The organism is Virgibacillus sp. GM2-2 (genome assembly GCF_055329585.1).
Map to the genome: position 1 here is coordinate 1 of NZ_JBUZWC010000017.1, position 17,599 is coordinate 17,599.

14 protein-coding genes and 1 tRNA gene are annotated in these 17,599 nt (G+C 38.0%); 12 read left to right on the top strand and 3 right to left on the bottom strand.

Going from position 1 to position 17,599, the window contains the following annotated elements; all coding sequences use genetic code 11:
• Nucleotides 1-1,349: 1,349 nt before the first annotated feature.
• Nucleotides 1,350-2,450, bottom strand: coding sequence for an SDR family oxidoreductase (locus ACY9Z2_RS15995; protein ID WP_463610666.1), 1,101 nt, complete (start codon nt 2,448-2,450; stop codon nt 1,350-1,352).
• Between the two features lie 154 nt (nt 2,451-2,604).
• Between ACY9Z2_RS15995 and ACY9Z2_RS16000 the strand changes: the two genes are divergently transcribed.
• The 7 genes from ACY9Z2_RS16000 to ACY9Z2_RS16030 all read left to right on the top strand — a co-directional run bounded on the left by ACY9Z2_RS16000 (nt 2,605) and on the right by ACY9Z2_RS16030 (nt 9,988).
• Complete coding sequence (locus ACY9Z2_RS16000; protein ID WP_463610667.1) at nt 2,605-3,633, top strand: sensor histidine kinase; 1,029 nt, start codon at nt 2,605-2,607, stop codon at nt 3,631-3,633.
• Nucleotides 3,634-3,636: 3 nt separating this feature from the next.
• Nucleotides 3,637-4,275, top strand: coding sequence for a response regulator transcription factor (locus ACY9Z2_RS16005; protein ID WP_463610668.1), 639 nt, complete (start codon nt 3,637-3,639; stop codon nt 4,273-4,275).
• A gap of 164 nt (nt 4,276-4,439) precedes the next feature.
• A complete protein-coding gene (locus ACY9Z2_RS16010) occupies nt 4,440-5,372 on the top strand; it encodes an ABC transporter ATP-binding protein (RefSeq protein WP_463610669.1) in 933 nt (310 codons plus the stop codon).
• 10 nt (nt 5,373-5,382) lie between these two features.
• Nucleotides 5,383-6,651 carry an ABC transporter permease gene (locus ACY9Z2_RS16015; RefSeq protein WP_463610670.1) on the top strand — a complete coding sequence of 423 codons (1,269 nt, stop codon included), beginning with the start codon at nt 5,383-5,385 and terminating at the stop codon, nt 6,649-6,651.
• Nucleotides 6,648-7,760 (top strand): ABC transporter permease, encoded by a 1,113-nt coding sequence (locus ACY9Z2_RS16020; RefSeq protein WP_463610671.1) that lies wholly within the window; start codon nt 6,648-6,650, stop codon nt 7,758-7,760. Before ACY9Z2_RS16015 ends, ACY9Z2_RS16020 begins: the two co-directional genes overlap by 4 nt.
• A gap of 379 nt (nt 7,761-8,139) precedes the next feature.
• Entirely contained in the window at nt 8,140-8,628 is a 489-nt protein-coding gene (locus tag ACY9Z2_RS16025; protein WP_463610672.1) for a DinB family protein, read from the top strand.
• Between the two features lie 403 nt (nt 8,629-9,031).
• Complete coding sequence (locus ACY9Z2_RS16030; protein ID WP_463610673.1) at nt 9,032-9,988, top strand: alpha/beta hydrolase; 957 nt, start codon at nt 9,032-9,034, stop codon at nt 9,986-9,988.
• 368 nt (nt 9,989-10,356) lie between these two features.
• Here ACY9Z2_RS16030 and ACY9Z2_RS16035 read toward each other — a convergent pair whose 3' ends face one another.
• Both ACY9Z2_RS16035 and dat read right to left on the bottom strand, forming a co-directional pair.
• Nucleotides 10,357-12,357 (bottom strand): S9 family peptidase, encoded by a 2,001-nt coding sequence (locus ACY9Z2_RS16035; protein WP_463610674.1) that lies wholly within the window; start codon nt 12,355-12,357, stop codon nt 10,357-10,359.
• Between the two features lie 127 nt (nt 12,358-12,484).
• The gene (dat, locus tag ACY9Z2_RS16040; protein WP_463610675.1) at nt 12,485-13,357 is read right to left on the bottom strand and encodes a D-amino-acid transaminase; all 873 of its coding nucleotides are present in this window, start codon (nt 13,355-13,357) and stop codon (nt 12,485-12,487) included.
• Nucleotides 13,358-13,564: 207 nt separating this feature from the next.
• On the opposite strand from dat, the gene ACY9Z2_RS16045 reads away from it, so the two are divergent.
• From ACY9Z2_RS16045 to ACY9Z2_RS16065, 5 genes are all read left to right on the top strand, one after another.
• A tRNA-Gly gene (locus tag ACY9Z2_RS16045) sits at nt 13,565-13,638 on the top strand.
• 187 nt (nt 13,639-13,825) lie between these two features.
• Complete coding sequence (locus ACY9Z2_RS16050) at nt 13,826-15,532, top strand: ABC-ATPase domain-containing protein (protein ID WP_463610676.1); 1,707 nt, start codon at nt 13,826-13,828, stop codon at nt 15,530-15,532.
• Between the two features lie 25 nt (nt 15,533-15,557).
• On the top strand, nt 15,558-16,697 hold the full coding sequence (queG, locus tag ACY9Z2_RS16055; protein ID WP_463610677.1) for a tRNA epoxyqueuosine(34) reductase QueG: 1,140 nt from the start codon (nt 15,558-15,560) through the stop codon (nt 16,695-16,697).
• A gap of 23 nt (nt 16,698-16,720) precedes the next feature.
• The gene (locus tag ACY9Z2_RS16060; protein ID WP_463610678.1) at nt 16,721-17,251 is read left to right on the top strand and encodes a methylated-DNA--[protein]-cysteine S-methyltransferase; all 531 of its coding nucleotides are present in this window, start codon (nt 16,721-16,723) and stop codon (nt 17,249-17,251) included.
• Nucleotides 17,252-17,301: 50 nt separating this feature from the next.
• The gene (locus ACY9Z2_RS16065) at nt 17,302-17,589 is read left to right on the top strand and encodes a DUF5316 family protein (protein WP_463610679.1); all 288 of its coding nucleotides are present in this window, start codon (nt 17,302-17,304) and stop codon (nt 17,587-17,589) included.
• Nucleotides 17,590-17,599: the final 10 nt, after the last annotated feature.

Consider the following 17,599-nt stretch of genomic DNA (forward strand, 5'->3'; position numbering starts at 1 on the left):
CCCCAGGACAGGTATCCGCGAGGCGATACGACTTTATGTCGGGATTGAAAAAAGTAATGATCCAGTTAGCAACGGGGTGATTACTTTTTTTCTTTGCTGTTCACAATCAACAATACAAGTGTCGAAAACATAAGCATCAACTCAAGAACCTTGTCAATCGGTATCACAAGCTCATCCCCTTTCTTTTAGGGGTTTAAGCCGTCAATCGCCTTAGTCGAAGTTCACCCATACTACCTGTCCACATCATTATACAATATAAATAGTAAGAAATGTGGTAATTGTTAAAAAATGGTTCGAAGTTCTCATGTGAATGGTACTTCTTGGGTAACTGAAAGCGTACTAAGGATACTTTCATCTATACACAAGGTGATTTTGATTGACTGTTTTCTAATAGATTGTTGTTTGGTAACAATATCCGTAAACTGCGAACTAAAGGAAATTCATGTCTATTGTAACAGCAACGTTGATTTCCGCTGCGGGCAGTCGCGCACCTTAGGGCGGCTGGTGAGCCTCCTTGCCCCGGCAAGGGGTATGCCGACGTTGTCCGCAAAGGACGGTTTTAGTCGGCCTTCCTTACTTAACGCACTCCGGGGTCTCACCTATGCCTATTAATCCCGCAGGACAAGGAATACTTCCCTGAAACAACATCGCACGCAGAAAAAGTGACCTTCTTTTTCAAGGAGTCGACTGCCCACAGCGAAGATCAACTGCCAAAATAGCAGATAATTAATGTTTTTAAGCGTCCTATAAAAGAAATAATAGTTATTGAACACAACTCCAGTGGAGAAAATACACTTTGACTCCTGCGGAAAAAGCGAAGACGATGAGACCCCGCAGTGAGTGATTTTCTCACGAGGAGGCTCATCGCGAGCCCGCGGAAAGCAAAGTGTATTTTCGGAACGGCTATGGAACACTGATCATGAATTTTCATTAGTTCGCAATATACGTCAACTGTAAACTAAAAATTCTGATCTAATAGTACGCCAAGAACACTGATTGGTATCGGACTGAGGATGCCCTATTTACCATTTTTACCTTTATTTTGAAGGTTAACGGACACACGATGCCTTATTCAGCTAAAAAACATGATTTTCAACTGTTTTTACCCAAATAAGGAATCCTGAGTCCGATAACAACCGCATTTACCCTTATTTTTCACAAATAAGGAATCGTGTGTCCGCTAGCTGACATCCTGCATGCAATCTTTCCAGTACGCTCGAAAATGTTACTTCACTAGCCTTGCCCGCAGCTGAAATCAACGTTGCTGTTACACAAGCATAAATTTTCACTACTTCGCAATTTACTTCAAATACGAAGGTTAAAGAGCATTAACTATTACGAAAATAAAACTACCGGATTTCTATATGTTTCGTTGAATCATGTTTGTACTTACGATAAAAACGAATCATGGGAGTAATTGTGTCTTTCATATCTGGACAAGTTACCCCTGACTCCTCTAAGTCCGCTATCGTATGGGAACAATCATAGGATGATTTGTACTCAAAGTAGTCTAAGGCTTCTCGCTCAACCTGTAAAAATTTGCGTAAAAAAGGAAAAGTAAGCGCCTGTTTTGCTAAAGATAGAGGAGCCTGACCTTTCGGCGTTTTCCCCAAGTACTGCTCTGAGAGCATTTTATGTAATTCTTTCATCTTGTAAGGTTTGGGGTCAGTTAAATGGTACGTTTTACCCTCTCCAACAGAAGCGTGAGAAAGATAACTTACTGCCTTCAGTACATAGTCAGACGGTACAAAATTCCCCTCAGGATCGCCATTACCTAAATACAACATCATTGGTGAAAAACGCAGGTTTTCCAAAAAATTAAGCATGAAATAGATACCATCAAATTTGATCGTTTCTCCTGTTTCAGAGTTTCCTTTCACAATACCTGGGCGAATAATCGTCGTAGGTATTGAATTCATGCGTTCATTTACAAGTAATTCTGCTTCATATTTGGTTTTCTCATAGTGATTTTTAAACGTTTGCCCTTCAGATAATTCGTGTTCGTATATTTTGCCCTCCCTAGTTCCGGAAATATAAGCAGTACTAAAATAGATATAACGAATAAGTTCATCAAGTTTGCTAACCCACTCGTTTATATTTTTTGTTCCATTTACATTGACATCGAAAGCGATATCTTCAGGAACTGCTAAATCATAAATGGCAGCTAAATGAAATACGTGTGTAACCGACTTTTGTAATCTTTGATTCGAATCTTGTTCGAGTGCGAGGTCTGGTTTGGTTATGTCACCAACTACTATGGTGAGAAGGTTAGTTGGAATGGAGTGTTTTTGTGTTAAACTTTCTAATTCTTCCATTGCTTTCTTTTTTTGAGAAGGTAACACGAGTAAATAAATGTGTTCAATCGATTGTTGGTGATCATCAAACAACTGGCGTATTAAATGTGATGCAAGAAATCCCGGATATCCTGTCATAAAATACGTATTTTTCATGTAACTCCCCCTAATTGTAAAACTATTTGGTATTATTATAATTGATTAACTACTACAAATTCCAGTATTTAGAAAGTGGGATAAAATCGTGAAGGTTTTTTGGCTCCGATTTAGCATGTTTTCACTATTAATATTTTCCATGGTGACAACTTCGGTGGAAAGAGAACGTATTCCGTATAGCATACTCTTATTTACCTGCGTGTTCGGACTGTTTTTCTTCGTATCAATTGGTAAAAGAGTGTTGCTTCTATATTTAGGAATGAGTTTTATTATTTGGTTTCACCAATTATTTATTTTACATTCAACCAGCATGTTTACGATATTATTACTGTTATTTCTTTCTATAATTGCCGCGTACAAATTAAATGAAAAACAAATGGTGATCTACGCTACAATAAATTTCGTTTTATTGATCTTACTAAACTATGGCGATTTTACTAGCATGTTTAACGTTACTTTACTAAGCTTATTATTCTATTTTTTAATATTACATGTGAATCGTCTGGTAGTAGAGCGTGAAGAACAGAAAAGGATTTACGAAACTTTAAGTAGCGAATACCGTCAGTTAAAGCGCCTTAATTTAAGGGTAGAAGAAGCTGCTCGGAATGAAGAACGGACAAAAATTGCACGTGACATTCATGATTCAGTTGGTCATCGTTTAACAGCACTCATTATGAAAGTAGAAATGTTGTCCATACAAAATCCATCTGTTGATTACCAAGATTTGCGGCTGATGGCATCTGAGAGCTTAGAAGAAACGCGTGATGCAGTTAAGGCTCTCCAAGCGGATGAAAATGAAGGACTTGCTACAGTTGTCCATTTAATACGAAAATTAGAATCAGAGAGTCATATACTCGTTCAATTTACAGTAAAACAAGGCGTTTTGTCGGCAGGATTATCGAACGAGAAGAGTGTTGTATTATATCGAGTAATCCAGGAAGCGTTAACAAATGCAATGCGTCATGCCCAGGCAAGAGAAGTTCATATTATTCTTGGGAAATCAGCGAGTGGTGATATTTCATTTGAAATTTTGAATAGCCAATATGAAGCGAGGGATTATGAGTTAGGATTTGGTTTAAAGTCTATGCGGGATAGAATGAACAGAGTGAATGGAAAACTTCATATCTATCAAACGGAACGTAAATTTGTTGTTAGTGGTACGATTCCAGTAAAGGAGGGTTAAGTCATGTTGCGAGTGTTGTTAGTCGAAGACCAAATGATTGTTCGACAGGGATTAAAAGTTATTTTGGAGCAGGATGAAGCAATTGCTGTTACACATGAAGCGGAAAATGGAGAACAGGCGTTGCAAATCTTAGAAAAGCATGTAATTGATTTTGTCATGATGGATATACGGATGCCAGTAATGAATGGTATTGAAGCAACTAGGAAAATTAAAAAGCAATGGCCAGCTATCAAAATACTTATTTTGACCACTTTTAACGATGATGAATATGCGTTACAAGCATTAAAAGAGGGGGCAAATGGTTTTCTATTAAAAACCTCTGAATCAACGAAGCTCATTGAAGCTGTACATAGTTGTATGAATGGTGGTCTAACGATTCATGACGAGGTAGCGGCAAAGGTTATGCCTCGCCTATTACAACAGAATAGAACTCAAGCGGTAACATATAATCTGTCCCAACGCGAGCTCTCGATTGTAAAACTTGTGGGTCAGGGAATGACAAATAAAGAAATTGCTGCGAGCTTATATTTATCAATAGGAACGGTAAAAAATCATCTAACGCAAATTTTACATAAAACAGAATTACGTGACCGAACACAATTAGCAATCTACGCGGTAACACATGATTTAACTGGTAAGTGAAGTGAAGCTGGTTAACTGTCCGTTCACCCGGGAAAAACTTCTCAATTGTTGGGAAGTTTTTCTATTATGACTTAAGTCATGTTCATTTGATTAATGTTGTGACTCGAGACAGTGTGCTACGTGCAGCTTTAATCGTAAGCTATAAACTGTAGGAGGCGATGGTAATGCTCGAGTTGGTGAATATATCAAAGAAGTTCAAACAGTTTTACGCTGTAAAAAATGTCAATATGTTTATTGAAAAAGGAGAAATTATTGGATTGCTCGGACCAAATGGTGCAGGTAAATCAACCGCAATTTCAATGCTTTCTTCGCTTATAGAACCGACCAATGGGGATGTGCGTTTTAATAACAATAGTATAATCAAAAGCCCAGCTCCTTTACGAAAAGTGATCGGCATGGTGCCACAGGAAATAGCAATATATCCCGATTTAACAGCTGAAGAGAATTTACAGTTTTTCGGAAGGATATACAGATTATCTGGTGATGATCTTAAGAAAAGGATTAATGAAGTGCTTGATTTAATTGGCTTAGCAGACCGAAGAAAGGACGTTGCGAAAAAGTTTTCCGGTGGGATGAAACGACGTTTAAATATTGGCGTTGCGTTATTGCATAATCCAGAATTTCTAATTATGGATGAGCCGACAGTTGGAATAGATCCACAGTCCCGAAATTATATTCTGGAAACAGTTAAACGGCTAAATGAAGAAAAACAGATGACGATTTTATACACAAGTCACTATATGGAAGAAGTTGAGTTTCTTTGTGATCGCATCTATATCATGGATAAAGGTAATCTAATTGCTTCAGGTACAAAGGAAGAGATTAAGCGTATTCTTTCATCTGAGAAAACAATTATAATTAAAGCAGATCGGTTAAACGAAACATTTCTAAATGCACTACATGCTGAACCGACAATTAATCGTATTACAGTTAAAGAAAAAGCAGTTTCAGTTATTGTTCCAACAGAAGTGAATATCTTCAGAACGTTATTAAAGTTTGCAGAGGAAGCGGCTATCGAGTTACAGTCAGTCGATATTCAAAATCCAACTTTGGAGGATGTGTTTCTACATTTAACTGGGCGAGCACTTCGGGATTAGGGGGATCTACATGATATTTTCCATAATTAAAAAACAGGGATTAATTTTTTTGCGGAATCCTCAATTGTTACTATTGCTAATTGGATTACCGATTATCCTGATTGCAATTTTAGGTGCCTCGCTAGGTGAAATGATGAATGGAGGGTCTGTTTCACTAAACGCGAAGGTTGCATGGATTGAACATGAGGATGAACAACTACAAGTAAAACGTTTTATGCAGGATGTTGAATCCAGCTCGTTACCACAAGAGGCAAAAAAGGCAATTCAAGCGAATGTACAACAATTTGGTTTTGTTGAAATGTTAAAAAATGATGTGTTCAAAAGTAGTGAACTAGAAAAAATTGTGGACGTAAAAGCATTCGATCCTGCGAGCAAACAAGCTGTATTGAATGACAATTCATTTGCAGCTGTTATAGAAATTCCAGAAAACTTTACCTACAATACACTTCGAAATAGTGTACTGGGCAAAGGTGAACCTGGAAAAATAAATGTGTTTAAGAATGATGGTAAACAGATTGGCTCCATGATTGTAACGGAAGTTCTGTCAGAGTTTCAAAAAGGATTAACGATGATGCGTTTTGCAAGGTCACATAATTTTTCAACCGACTCAATTCAAATCAATGCAGAGGCTATAAGTGGTAATCTTACTTCTATTAATCAAAAGAAGCCAGTTACCGCTCAAAATTATTATACAGTTGGAATGGCAGTAATGAATGTGTTATTTGTTGCATCGATGATTGGTTCTTTTGCTTTTCAAGAGAAAAAAATTCACGTGTTTAATCGCGTGATCTTAGCTAATATCTCACGATGGACATATTTTATGGGGGTTTTTATTTCTGGTGTGCTATTCGGATTTCTGCATTTATTAATTGTTTATGGGATTTCCTGGGCTTTCTTTGGTGTCGCATGGCCAAACATAGCTGGGTTCATCGTTGTTACCTTTGGGTTAGCAATAGCAGTTGGAGGGTTGGCGGTACTACTTACTGCGATAAGTTATCGTATTAATTCGGAACAGGTTACGAATTATTTTTCTTCCATTATTGTATCAATTATCGCCTTTTTAGGAGGAAGCTTCTTTCCAATTGGGGATTTTTCAAGCGTTATACAATTTATTGGAAATTTAACTCCGAATGGTGCAGGGATGACTGCTTATTTGTCTTTATTGCAGGGAGATAGCATTAGTGCAGTTTTGGATCAACTACTCTTCTTAGCCGTTTTTGCTATCTCGCTAGTTGTGATTGCTGGCTTCAGTTTCCCTAAAAGGGGGTATACGTTGTGATTGGAATTTTATTAGCTAAGCTAAAGTTGTTTATCAGAAGCCCATGGACATTTATTATGACAACGCTAATGTCAATTGGCTTTGCATTTATTATTGGAGGAGCATCAAGTAACGTCATAACTGTACCAGTAAGCATCGCGGACAATGATATAAAGAAATCAGTAATTTGGGATGAGCTTAAGGTATCAGACTTATATCATTTTCAGACGATGTCATATGAAGAATTGAGACAGCGTGTTTCAAATGGAAAATCGGAATACGGTTTAATTTTGAGGAAAGAAAGTTTTGAAATGCTTGTAGGGATAGAATCCCCAAATGTGAATATGGTTCGAGGAGCGGTTCAGGAAGCTTATATGAAGCAGCAACAATATGAGCAAATTTTTGCTGCAACAGGAGCAGTCTCTGCAGATGAAAAGAAGGAAGTAACGAAAGAATTGCAACAAGCATTTGATCGTCCTTCCTTTACGATACAAACCCAGAGCTTCCGTGGTACAGACGCGGTAATTCTTGATAATACGTTACATTCATTGTTTGGATTTACGTTATTCTTTGTCATATACACGATTGCCTATAACGTTTTAGGTATATTAATAGAAAAGCAGGATGGCGTATGGGATCGTGTTATCTTATCGCCGGTAAAAAAATGGGAGATGTATGTAGCGAACTTGATCTATAGTTTTATAGCGGGTTATATGCAGGTTGCTATTGTATTTCTTGTCTTTCGATACATGATAGGAGTCGACTTCAATGGTAATTTCATAGAAGCACTCATTCTTTTGATTCCGTATGTATTTGCGATTGTAGCACTATCAATCCTTATTACAGGTCTTGTAAAAACAGTTCAACAATTTAATGCAGTTATTCCTATTATTGCAGTCAGCATGGCAATGATTGGAGGGGCATATTGGCCACTTGAAGTTGTTGAATCTAAATTCATGTTAGCATTAGCAAATTTCGATCCCATTACGTATGGTATGAAGGCGTTAAACGGTGTGGCCGTTTATGGACATTCCCTTAGTGAAATGCTATATCCCATTAGTATTTTGCTCCTGATGGGTGTGGTGATGATCGGTGTAGGAATTCATTTAATGGAAAAAAGACATGTTTAAGCTCTTCAAATGATTGGTTTTATTTTACCCCGCCTTAACGTGCAGTAAAACCCCTTCTTCAAGATTACGCAGAAATTAGGAAAACATAAGAAGGGGTTCAACTGCTCGTAATGGTCCGATTCTGTTCAACTAACATTCAGTGGGAAAGTACTTCACTGAATGAAGTTTCACTTTATCCCGCCTTAACGTGCAGTAAAACCCCTTCTTCAAGATTACACAGAAATTAGGAAAACATAAGAAGGGATTCAACTGCCCGTAAAGGTCCGATTCTGTTCAACTAACATTCAGTTGGGAAAGAACCCCACTGAATGAAGTTTCACTTTATCTTAACGTATTAGATTGATAAAATGGGGGTAGCTCATTGATAAGGAGAGATTACATGCACATTAATGAAGAGGCGCGAGCGGATTTATATAAAGAAGTAGATGGCTTATCTGATGAAGAATTGAATAAAAAGCCTGCCGAAGATCAATGGTCAATTAAGCAGGTTATGGAGCACTTATTCTTGATGGAGGGTGCGATTACTAAAACAATCATCGACCAATTAAAAAATGGTGAAGACGTTCACGCAGATCCAAAACCAATTGAAGCGTCAACTAACCGCGGTACGAAGGTCACTGCTCCGGATTTCGCTACACCAAATGAAGAATTTGCTACGTTAGAAGAATTAAAGCTAAAGTTAACTGCTACCCATCAAGGATTAGTAAATGTTGCTGAAACAGCAGACGAAAACTTGTTAGAAACTAAAGGTTTTGACCACCCGGTTTTCGGTCCTATGAGTTTAAAACAGTGGATCCCATTTGTAGGCTATCATGAAAAACGGCATGTACTACAAATTAAGGAAGTTAAGGAAAAGTTAGGCTTATAGTGAAAGAATAAGAAGGTTGGGATATAATTAGTATTATCAATTGAAATGATGACCAATGAACTACATTAGCTCCGGAAATATACGTAGACTCCTTGAAAAAGAAAATCGCTTTTTCTGCGTGCGATGCTTTTTCAGGGAAGCTTTCCTTGTCCTGCGGGAGGAATGGTATCGGTGAGACCCCGGAGTGCGCAGCACGAGGAGGCTCACCAGCCACCCGCGGAAAGCGAAGTATATTTCCGGGGCGGTTTTTTACGCCAATTTATACAAAAATTCAGACTTTATTTGATAAAATTACTTTTGACCCAACCTCTTTTGGTGTCAAGAAATACCAGCCCCGAATGGCAGAAATAAGGCGCTTTTTCCTGTATAATAAATAGTAGCATCATGAAGAAGGGGGATCTTTGTGAAAAAGAAAAAGTGGCTAAAACTATTAATAGGAATACTTAGTATTCTAGTAATCATAAATATAGTTGCTAGTTTTTATTTTTACAATCTAGCAATTGAACGAAATACAAAGGATTTTCTACAGGGCAATGATGATTTAGAAGTGTCTGCCGAAGCGATGAAAGTCTTCACCCAAGGTGATTGGTATGACTGGTTGGATCAACAAGATTTTCAACGGTGGGAAATAACTTCATTTGATAATCTAAAGTTAAACGGCTATTTTTTACCAGCTGAGGAACCAACTAACAAAACTGTAATATTGGCCCATGGGTACTTAGGTGATGGGCTTGACATGGGGCTATATGGACAGTATTACTATGAGAAACTTGGATATAATCTATTAATGCCTGATGCCAGAGGTCATGGTATGAGTGAAGGCGATTATATAGGATTTGGTTGGCATGACCGTTTGGACTATGTTAAATGGATTGACCAGGTAGTCGATAAACTTGGAGAAGATTCGAAGATTGTATTGCATGGTGTATCCATGGGTGCTGCGACTGTATTAATGACAAGTGGTGAGGATATACCTGACAATGTGAAGGCAATCGTTTCCGATAGTGCTTATACTAGTGTGGAAGATTTATTTGCTTACCAAATGAAGCGGATGTATCATTTACCAAAATTCCCGTTCTTAACAAGTACGAGTATGGTTACAAATATTAGAGCAGGATATGGATTTGAAGAGGCTTCAGCATTGAAGCAGGTTAAAAAAACAGACATTCCAATTCTTTATTATCACGGAAATGCCGATACATTTGTGCCAACAGAAATGGTGCATGTACTCTATGAAAATACGAATAGTCCAGCAGAAATAATGACGATTGACAATGCCGGACATGGAGAAGGCTTCGTGGTTGAAAAAGGAGCTTACACAGATAAGTTAAAGACATTTTTGAATAAATATGTAGAATAAGCAACCTGTTACGGGTTGCTTATTTTTTATAACAAGTTATGGTAGATCTTATAGGAAAATTCGGCATTCGCTATTAAGGACGAGGCGAATGCCGAGCTTTTCTAATCCGAAATTTCTTAGTGTCTTCTTTGTCGCTTGGAAATGGCTTCTAGAGAACAAATGGTGGTAAGCGGACACCAGAGCCTTTATTTGTACAAAAATAGGTTGAATGCGTATGTTGGCGGACACAGGATACCTTATACAGTAAAAAAGTAGTAATCTCATCTTGTTTTTACCTAAATAAGGCATCCTGTGTCCACTTAACCTATAAAATTGATACATTTAATGAAAATAAGGGATCCTAAGTCCGCATGAGACATCTTATATACTTATAAATATTTTTTAAACCAGTCACAAATATGGTTTAGACGTGCTAAACGCATATGTGGTTCTCCACTTCGACTTAATTCATGACTTGCACCAGGAAATCGAACGAATTGAACTTCTTTTTTCAGGTGCTTGAGTGTTACAAATAATTGTTCTGCTTGTTCAATAGGGCAACGTAAATCTTGTTCGCCATGAATAATTAACAATGGTGTTTCCACTTTTTCTGCATATTTTAATGGGGAAAAGTTCCATAATTTTTCCGGGTTGTCTAACAAGTTGTGTCCTAATTCCCAATCTGTGAAAAAGTAACCAATATCACTTACTCCATAAAAGCTAAGCCAATTTGAAATTGAGCGTTGGGTTACAGCAGCTTTAAAGCGATTTGTATGACTAACAATCCAATTAGTCATAAATCCTCCATAACTTCCACCCGTTACACCGAGTCGATTTTCATCAATAAATGGATACTTTTCTAGTGCATAATCTACTGCGCTCATTAGATCCATATAATCCTTATTGCCATAATCCTCTCGGCAGGCATTGACGAAGTCTTGACCATAACCATGGCTGCCTCGTGGATTCATGTATAATACAGCATATCCTTTGGCAGCAAGTAATTGAAGCTCATGGAAATAAGTCTGTCCATACATCGCGTGGGGGCCTCCGTGGATTTCAAGAATCAATGGATATTTTTTATCTTCTTTGAAATCATATGGATGGAGTAGCCAACCTTGAATTTCCCAGCCATCCTCAGCCTCTACCGTTATTGTCTCTGGCTCTACAAACGATACTTCATCTAGCATTTTTGTATTTGCGTTAGTTAGTCGAGTTAATTTCCCATCTTGTAGTTGATAAAAGTTACATGGATTTGTTGGTGTGCTAATGCCTATAATGAAACTATCATTGTCAGCATGATAGGAAAATCCAAATACATGATTATTATCTTTATATAGAGTACTAATTTCACCAGTTAAATCTAGCTGATAAAGCCCTGTCGCCCCATAATCACTTGCGATGAAATAAAGTTTTTCGCCATTTTTAGACCAAACGGGGCCAGTAGTTGATTCACCCATCAGTGTATCACCAATCATCGCATTACCTGCTTGCATGTCGATAGATTTACTAAGTGATAATGTTTTGTTAGTTGCGATATCAACTACAATCACTTGATTCTGTGTTGCGCTTTTATATGCATATTCATGCCCGAAGAAAGCGATTTTATCTCCATTTGGTGAAAATGTTGCGCTGTTATAAGAGCCTTTTCCACTTGTCAGCTTTGCTATCTCTTTGGTTGATAGATTTAGTGTAAAAAGGTCTTCGATTAGGGAGTAATCTTCGTCTTCGTCAAGATTAGCTGAAAAAAGAACTACTTCTCCATCAGGTGAAATATCTTGGAAATTGTGGTCTCTATCACCACTAGTAAGCTGGGTGAAGGATTTGTTTTCTAGATTATACTGAACGATGTGCGTACGTTTTTCAGTTCGAAAGCCACTGCCATCAGCTTTGTACTTTAATCGATTGATCACGATTGGTTTTTGTGCTGCAACTTTCTCATCTTCTTCTCGTTCACTTTTCGATTGTTCATGCTGGTTAGTGACATCAGCTCCTTGCTCCAGATCTGCGCTGAACAGGATGGAACGTCCGTCTTTTGACCACTCCGGATTTGTTGCACCATTTTTAAAATAGGTAATCTGTTGAGCCTCACCACCATCTGTTCTGGCAAGCCAGAGTTGAGGTTGACCGCTTCGTGTTGATTGAAATACTAGTAGACTTCCATCAGGTGAAAAGCGTGGATGAGATGCTTTTCCACCATCAAATGTCCACTGCTTTAGCCTTTTGTCTTTTAGATTCTGTATAAAGAGTTGTGATTGATAGTTTTGATCTTGGTTAATTGTTGTGGATACAAATGAATAGGCTTGACCATCAGGTGTATATTGTGGATCACTAAAAACTTCTAGTTTTGTTAAATCTTCAACTGTTAATGCACGCTTGTATGATACCATGTAGAAAATTCCCCCTTTGTTAGTAGAAAGTTTCATCTAGTCTAAACTATTTCGGATTACGAATCAAATAGAAAAGTTAATTTTCACCATATAAAAAATCCCCTCTGTGAAAGGGGATTTCTAGCTATTATGAAGTTTGCTTTATTCTATTAGTAATCTTTGCATCTTGCTCATATGCTTGTTGTAGTTTTTTCGTAATTGAACCTGGCTTGCCGTCGCCAATTTGTGTATCATCCACGGTAACGATTGGAAGTACTTCTGATGTGCTACTAGATAAAAACATTTCATCAGCAAGGCTGATGTCTTCTACAGTAAAACCGTCCTCATTGAAAGGGATGTTCATTTCTTTGGCAAACTGTTCGACGCGCATGCGTACGCATCCGTGCAAAATCCTCTTCGTAGCTGGGTATGTGTAAATTATTCCATCTTTCACCATATACACATTTGACGAGCTACATTCTGTAACAGTACCATCTTTATGCATTATTGCTTCATATGCACCTTGTTCACTTGCAGTTTGTTTTGCCAAAACATTAGGTAATAGATTTAGACTTTTGATATAGCAATACTCCCAGCGTATATCCCGTTCCGTGATGGCTTTAACCCCGCTTTGTAGAGCAGCTGTATTCCTGGCTTGATCTTGAATGTAACCGTAAATATTTGCTTCAACATTTATAGGGAAAATGTGATCACGCGGTGCTGAGCCGCGGGATGCCTGTAAATATAACTTTGCATCCGTTGTGATCGAATTTTTTTCTAGTAAATCATGTAACAGTGTATTTAGCTCATTTTTCGTAAAAGGAAGTGTGATTTTCACAGCTTCTGCTGAACGAAATAACCGATCGATATGTTCGTCGATTAAATAATAATTACCATTATAAATACGAACTACTTCATAAATGCCATCACCAAATTGCATGGCGCGTTCTTCAAAAGGGTAATTCAAATTATCTCGATGTGTAAATTTTGTCTGTGACAAAATGATTGGATAAACAGACATTTTTTCGCCTCCCCGTAAACATACGTCTATCTTATCGCTAACCGAATATGTTGTAAATGGGTGTTTTTCCCGGTCTATCCTTTTAATTCTTAATTTCTTAAAATTTTTCCTTGATTGATAGAAATAAACTTGCTATAATAAAAAACGTGCTATTAAAAAACGTCGAATTTTGACGATAAAAACTGTTTCATTTGCACTACATAACATGCGGGTGTAGTTTAGTGGTAAAACCTCAGCCTTCCAAGCTGATGATGAGGGTTCGATTCCCTTCACCCGCTCCATACATATGTCTTAACGCAGTGTTTCGTTAGAATAATCTACGAAGCGTTGCGTTTTTTTCATTGGCTTTCTTCTAAAGTTCAGTTTTTGGTGGTATATGGTTAAACTTCGAGGTATTTAAAGATGATAACAGCATGCCACTTGAACTATCATTTTTTGCCCATTATGCTTATAAAAAGGATGTGGACTATGGATAAACTAATTCAAAGCTTACAATCAATTGATGGAAAAGGTTATAAAGCATATAAAAGTTTACAAGGTCATTATAATTTTACTAATTTTGATTTACTTATAGATTATGTACAAGGCGATCCATTTGCTACTCCATCCAAGATACGTGTAGTGGTGCCCACTGATAAACGAAACATAAACAAGGAATGGATAGCAAATTATCATCGTAAAATTGCAACGGAAGATTGTTTTGCTCGTTCGGTAGGAAGGGCTGTTTTCCGACAAACTACTAATATCAAAGGATCGGGAAAAAGTGGATTGATTCAATTCGATAATCCACAGCAGGAAATTATAGAGCGAACTGCGATCACTGTTTCGTCCCAAGCTATTACGCTATGTTTTTCCGTTGGATTGCCCGCTAATGGACGTCGTATAAATGGTAGAGAGGCAATCAAGTTGTTCAAACATGTACTTCCTACAATTGTCGATAAATCCGTTTTTACACTTACTGATCAAGAGATTGTTCAATCGATCGAACTTTCCGATCAGCAACAGGCAATTCGTGATGAAATGAAACGGAATAATTGGGTTGCATTTATAGCAAACGATGCCATATTGCCAAGAAAGAGTGGTGTTAGTGATCAGCCATTAAATCAGGCTATCCCATTTACCAGTCCAGTAGAGAATGAAGTTTCTATAAAAATTCCACATCAAGAAAGCCCAATCAAAGGAATGGCCATAAAACAGGGGATAACACTGATTGTCGGTGGTGGTTATCATGGTAAAAGTACTATATTAGAAGCTGTCGAGCGTGGTGTATATAATCATACAACAGGCGATGGTCGTGAGTATGTTTTAACTGACCGCCAAGCTGTGAAAATTCGCGCAGAGGATGGACGGAAAATAACAGGTGTCGACATCTCCCCGTTTATAAACAATCTACCACACGAACAAGATACACACTTTTTCACAACGGAGAATGCAAGTGGTAGCACCTCTCAGGCTGCTAATGTAATGGAAGCTTTAGAAATTGGAGCTACGACCCTACTAATTGATGAAGATACCAGTGCAACTAATTTTATGATTCGAGACCGTCGAATGCAGCTTTTGGTAAAAAATGAGTTAGAACCAATTACACCTTTTATTGATAAAGTTAAATTGTTGCATGATCAATTTTCTGTATCGACTGTTATCGTAATGGGTGGTTCTGGCGACTATTTTGATGTTGCTGATGATGTTATAATGATGGAAGAATATATTCCAAAGAACGTGACGACCCAAGTAAAAGATATTGCTAGAAAATATCCATCAGCACGGGAAGGTCTAACTATCGAAGGATTTGGAAAAATAACGAATAGGCAAATGTTACAGGAAAGCATCCAAACGAGAAAAGGTAAACGAGCCAAGGTTCAAGCTAAAGGATTAGACAAGATTCTTATGGGTAAAACGGATATATCATTTGCTCAGACAGAACAGCTAATTGATCCATCTCAAACAAGAATGATAGCTGAGGTTATTCAGTATTTGGATAAAACAAACGAGTTGGAAAACTCATCTACGATTGCAGCGTTAGTAGCCAGAATTAACAACCAAATGGACGATAAAGGCTTGGCGTCATTTACCGCTCATCCAAACCAACACCCAGGCGATCTAGCTCGGCCACGTACGTTTGAAATTGCTGCAGTTCTAAATCGGATGCGAACACTACGGGTTAAACAAGCATAGTAGCCAGAGTGAGGAGGCAACAACCATGAACCATGAAACATTAAAACAAGAAATCATCGATTACAGTAAACAGATTGGAATAGATAAAATTGGTTTTGCCTCTGCTGATGTATTTGGTGAACTGAAAGAAAGGCTAAAGCGCCAGCAGGAACTAACATATGCTTCCGGGTTTGAAAAAGGTTCAATCGAAGAAAGAACAGAACCAGAACGTTTACTGCCAGAGGCACAATCGATCATTTCGATAGCGGTTGCTTACCCATCTCGTATGAAAAATGCACCAAAGAGTACGAAAGAAGAACGTCGAGGTATTTTCTGTCGAGCATCCTGGGGAATTGATTATCATGATATATTGCGAGACCGATTAGCTAAACTTTCTGCATTTATTAAAGAGAACGTACCGCAAGCGAACGATAAAGTAATGGTAGATACTGGCGAATTATCGGATCGTGCAGTTGCTGAGCGTGCTGGTATTGGGTTTAGTGGAAAGAATACATCGATTATTACGCCTGAGTTTGGTTCATTCGTCTATTTAGGAGAGTTAATTACCAACATACCATTTGTTCCGGATTCTCCCGTAGAAGATAGTTGTGGGGAGTGTACAAAGTGTATCGACGCATGCCCAACTGGCGCAATTGTCCAAGGAGGTCAGCTTAATGCACAGCGCTGTATCGCGTTTCTTACACAAACGAAAGATTACCTGCCAGATGAATTTCGAACCAAAATTGGAAATCGAGTCTATGGATGTGACACATGTCAGATTGTTTGTCCGAAAAATAAGGGAATTGACTTTCATATCCATCCCGAAACGGAGCCCGATCCAGAAGTAGTAAAACCTAAATTGCAGCCAATGCTACGAATGTCGAACCGCGACTTCAAGGAAACATACGGTCATATTTCTGGTTCATGGCGTGGTAAAAAGCCGTTACAGCGAAATGCACTCATCGGTCTTGCTCATTATAAGGATAAAACAGCTGTAGACGAAATGATTGAAGTTATGAAAAATGATCCCCGTCCAGTTATTCGTGGAACGGCAGCATGGTCTCTCGGCAAAATTGGAACAGATAAAGCGTTTTCGGCTATTAAACAGGCGCTTGCTATCGAAGAAGACGAACAAGTTCGTTTTGAAATGAAAAAGGGTCTTGATTTTCAGTCGACAGGTATCTAGTTAAATGGAAGGGAAGCGAAAGCATGAGTATGGTTAAGCTCTATTATGATGAAATGGATTCACCAATAGGTATTTTATCTTTAATTAGTAACGGTGCGAAATTGGTTCGGATTGAATATGGGAATATGGACGAAAAAAGTGACCAAATGAGGAAATGGGTTAGTCGTTATTTTGGAGACACAGCATATGTTCAATCACCAGAGATGTTAAAACATGCCAAAGAGGAATTACAGGCATATTTTAATGGGGAAGTTAGTGTATTTTCATTAAACTTTGAATTTCATGGTACTCCTTTTCAAACTAGCGTTTGGCAAGCGTTGTTCGATTTCATTCCTTATGGCGAAACGAAATCGTATAAAGATATTGCTGTAGCAATTGGAAATCCAAAAGCAGTTCGAGCTGTTGGTGGTGCAGTTAATAAAAATCCTTTTTCTATTATAGTGCCATGTCATCGCGTGATTGGAGCAGACGGACAAATGGTAGGGTATAATGGAGGTTTGGACAAAAAGGAATTTTTATTAGCACATGAAAACCAATACGTTGAAACATTTTAAGTGGATAGCCGTAATATAGAATAGTAGAACATTTTGATTGGGGGCATTAAATGAAAAAACTAGTTGCTTACAGTATCAGTTTTGCTGCTATATTATTTTTATTTGGCTATTTTACCGCTTACACACAGATTGTTGGTACGATAGCACTGGCTATTGCCCTTTTGTTCATTGGCATTGGTGGGTTGGTTAGTAATAATTTTGCCGAGGCGGACCAAATGCGATTGAATTTAGCTATTGAATCGAAGGAAGACCGGAAAACAAATCATCGTATTTTATTTATTTCAGCGATTATTGGCATACCACTTTTTATTGTCGGTGTTATTCTTTTAGCAATATAGGCAAGCTCTT

Excerpts from the sequence above, each read along its gene's own strand:
- ACY9Z2_RS15995 (WP_463610666.1), bottom strand. The coding sequence starts at position 2,450 with ATGAAAAATACGTATTTTATGACAGGATATCCGGGATTTCTTGCATCA.
- ACY9Z2_RS16005 (WP_463610668.1), top strand. The coding sequence starts at position 3,637 with ATGTTGCGAGTGTTGTTAGTCGAAGACCAAATGATTGTTCGACAGGGA.
- ACY9Z2_RS16010 (WP_463610669.1), top strand. The coding sequence starts at position 4,440 with ATGCTCGAGTTGGTGAATATATCAAAGAAGTTCAAACAGTTTTACGCT.
- ACY9Z2_RS16015 (WP_463610670.1), top strand. The coding sequence starts at position 5,383 with ATGATATTTTCCATAATTAAAAAACAGGGATTAATTTTTTTGCGGAAT.
- ACY9Z2_RS16025 (WP_463610672.1), top strand. The coding sequence starts at position 8,140 with ATGCACATTAATGAAGAGGCGCGAGCGGATTTATATAAAGAAGTAGAT.
- ACY9Z2_RS16035 (WP_463610674.1), bottom strand. The coding sequence starts at position 12,357 with ATGGTATCATACAAGCGTGCATTAACAGTTGAAGATTTAACAAAACTA.
- dat (WP_463610675.1), bottom strand. The coding sequence starts at position 13,357 with ATGTCTGTTTATCCAATCATTTTGTCACAGACAAAATTTACACATCGA.
- ACY9Z2_RS16050 (WP_463610676.1), top strand. The coding sequence starts at position 13,826 with ATGGATAAACTAATTCAAAGCTTACAATCAATTGATGGAAAAGGTTAT.
- queG (WP_463610677.1), top strand. The coding sequence starts at position 15,558 with ATGAACCATGAAACATTAAAACAAGAAATCATCGATTACAGTAAACAG.
- ACY9Z2_RS16060 (WP_463610678.1), top strand. The coding sequence starts at position 16,721 with ATGAGTATGGTTAAGCTCTATTATGATGAAATGGATTCACCAATAGGT.
- ACY9Z2_RS16065 (WP_463610679.1), top strand. The coding sequence starts at position 17,302 with ATGAAAAAACTAGTTGCTTACAGTATCAGTTTTGCTGCTATATTATTT.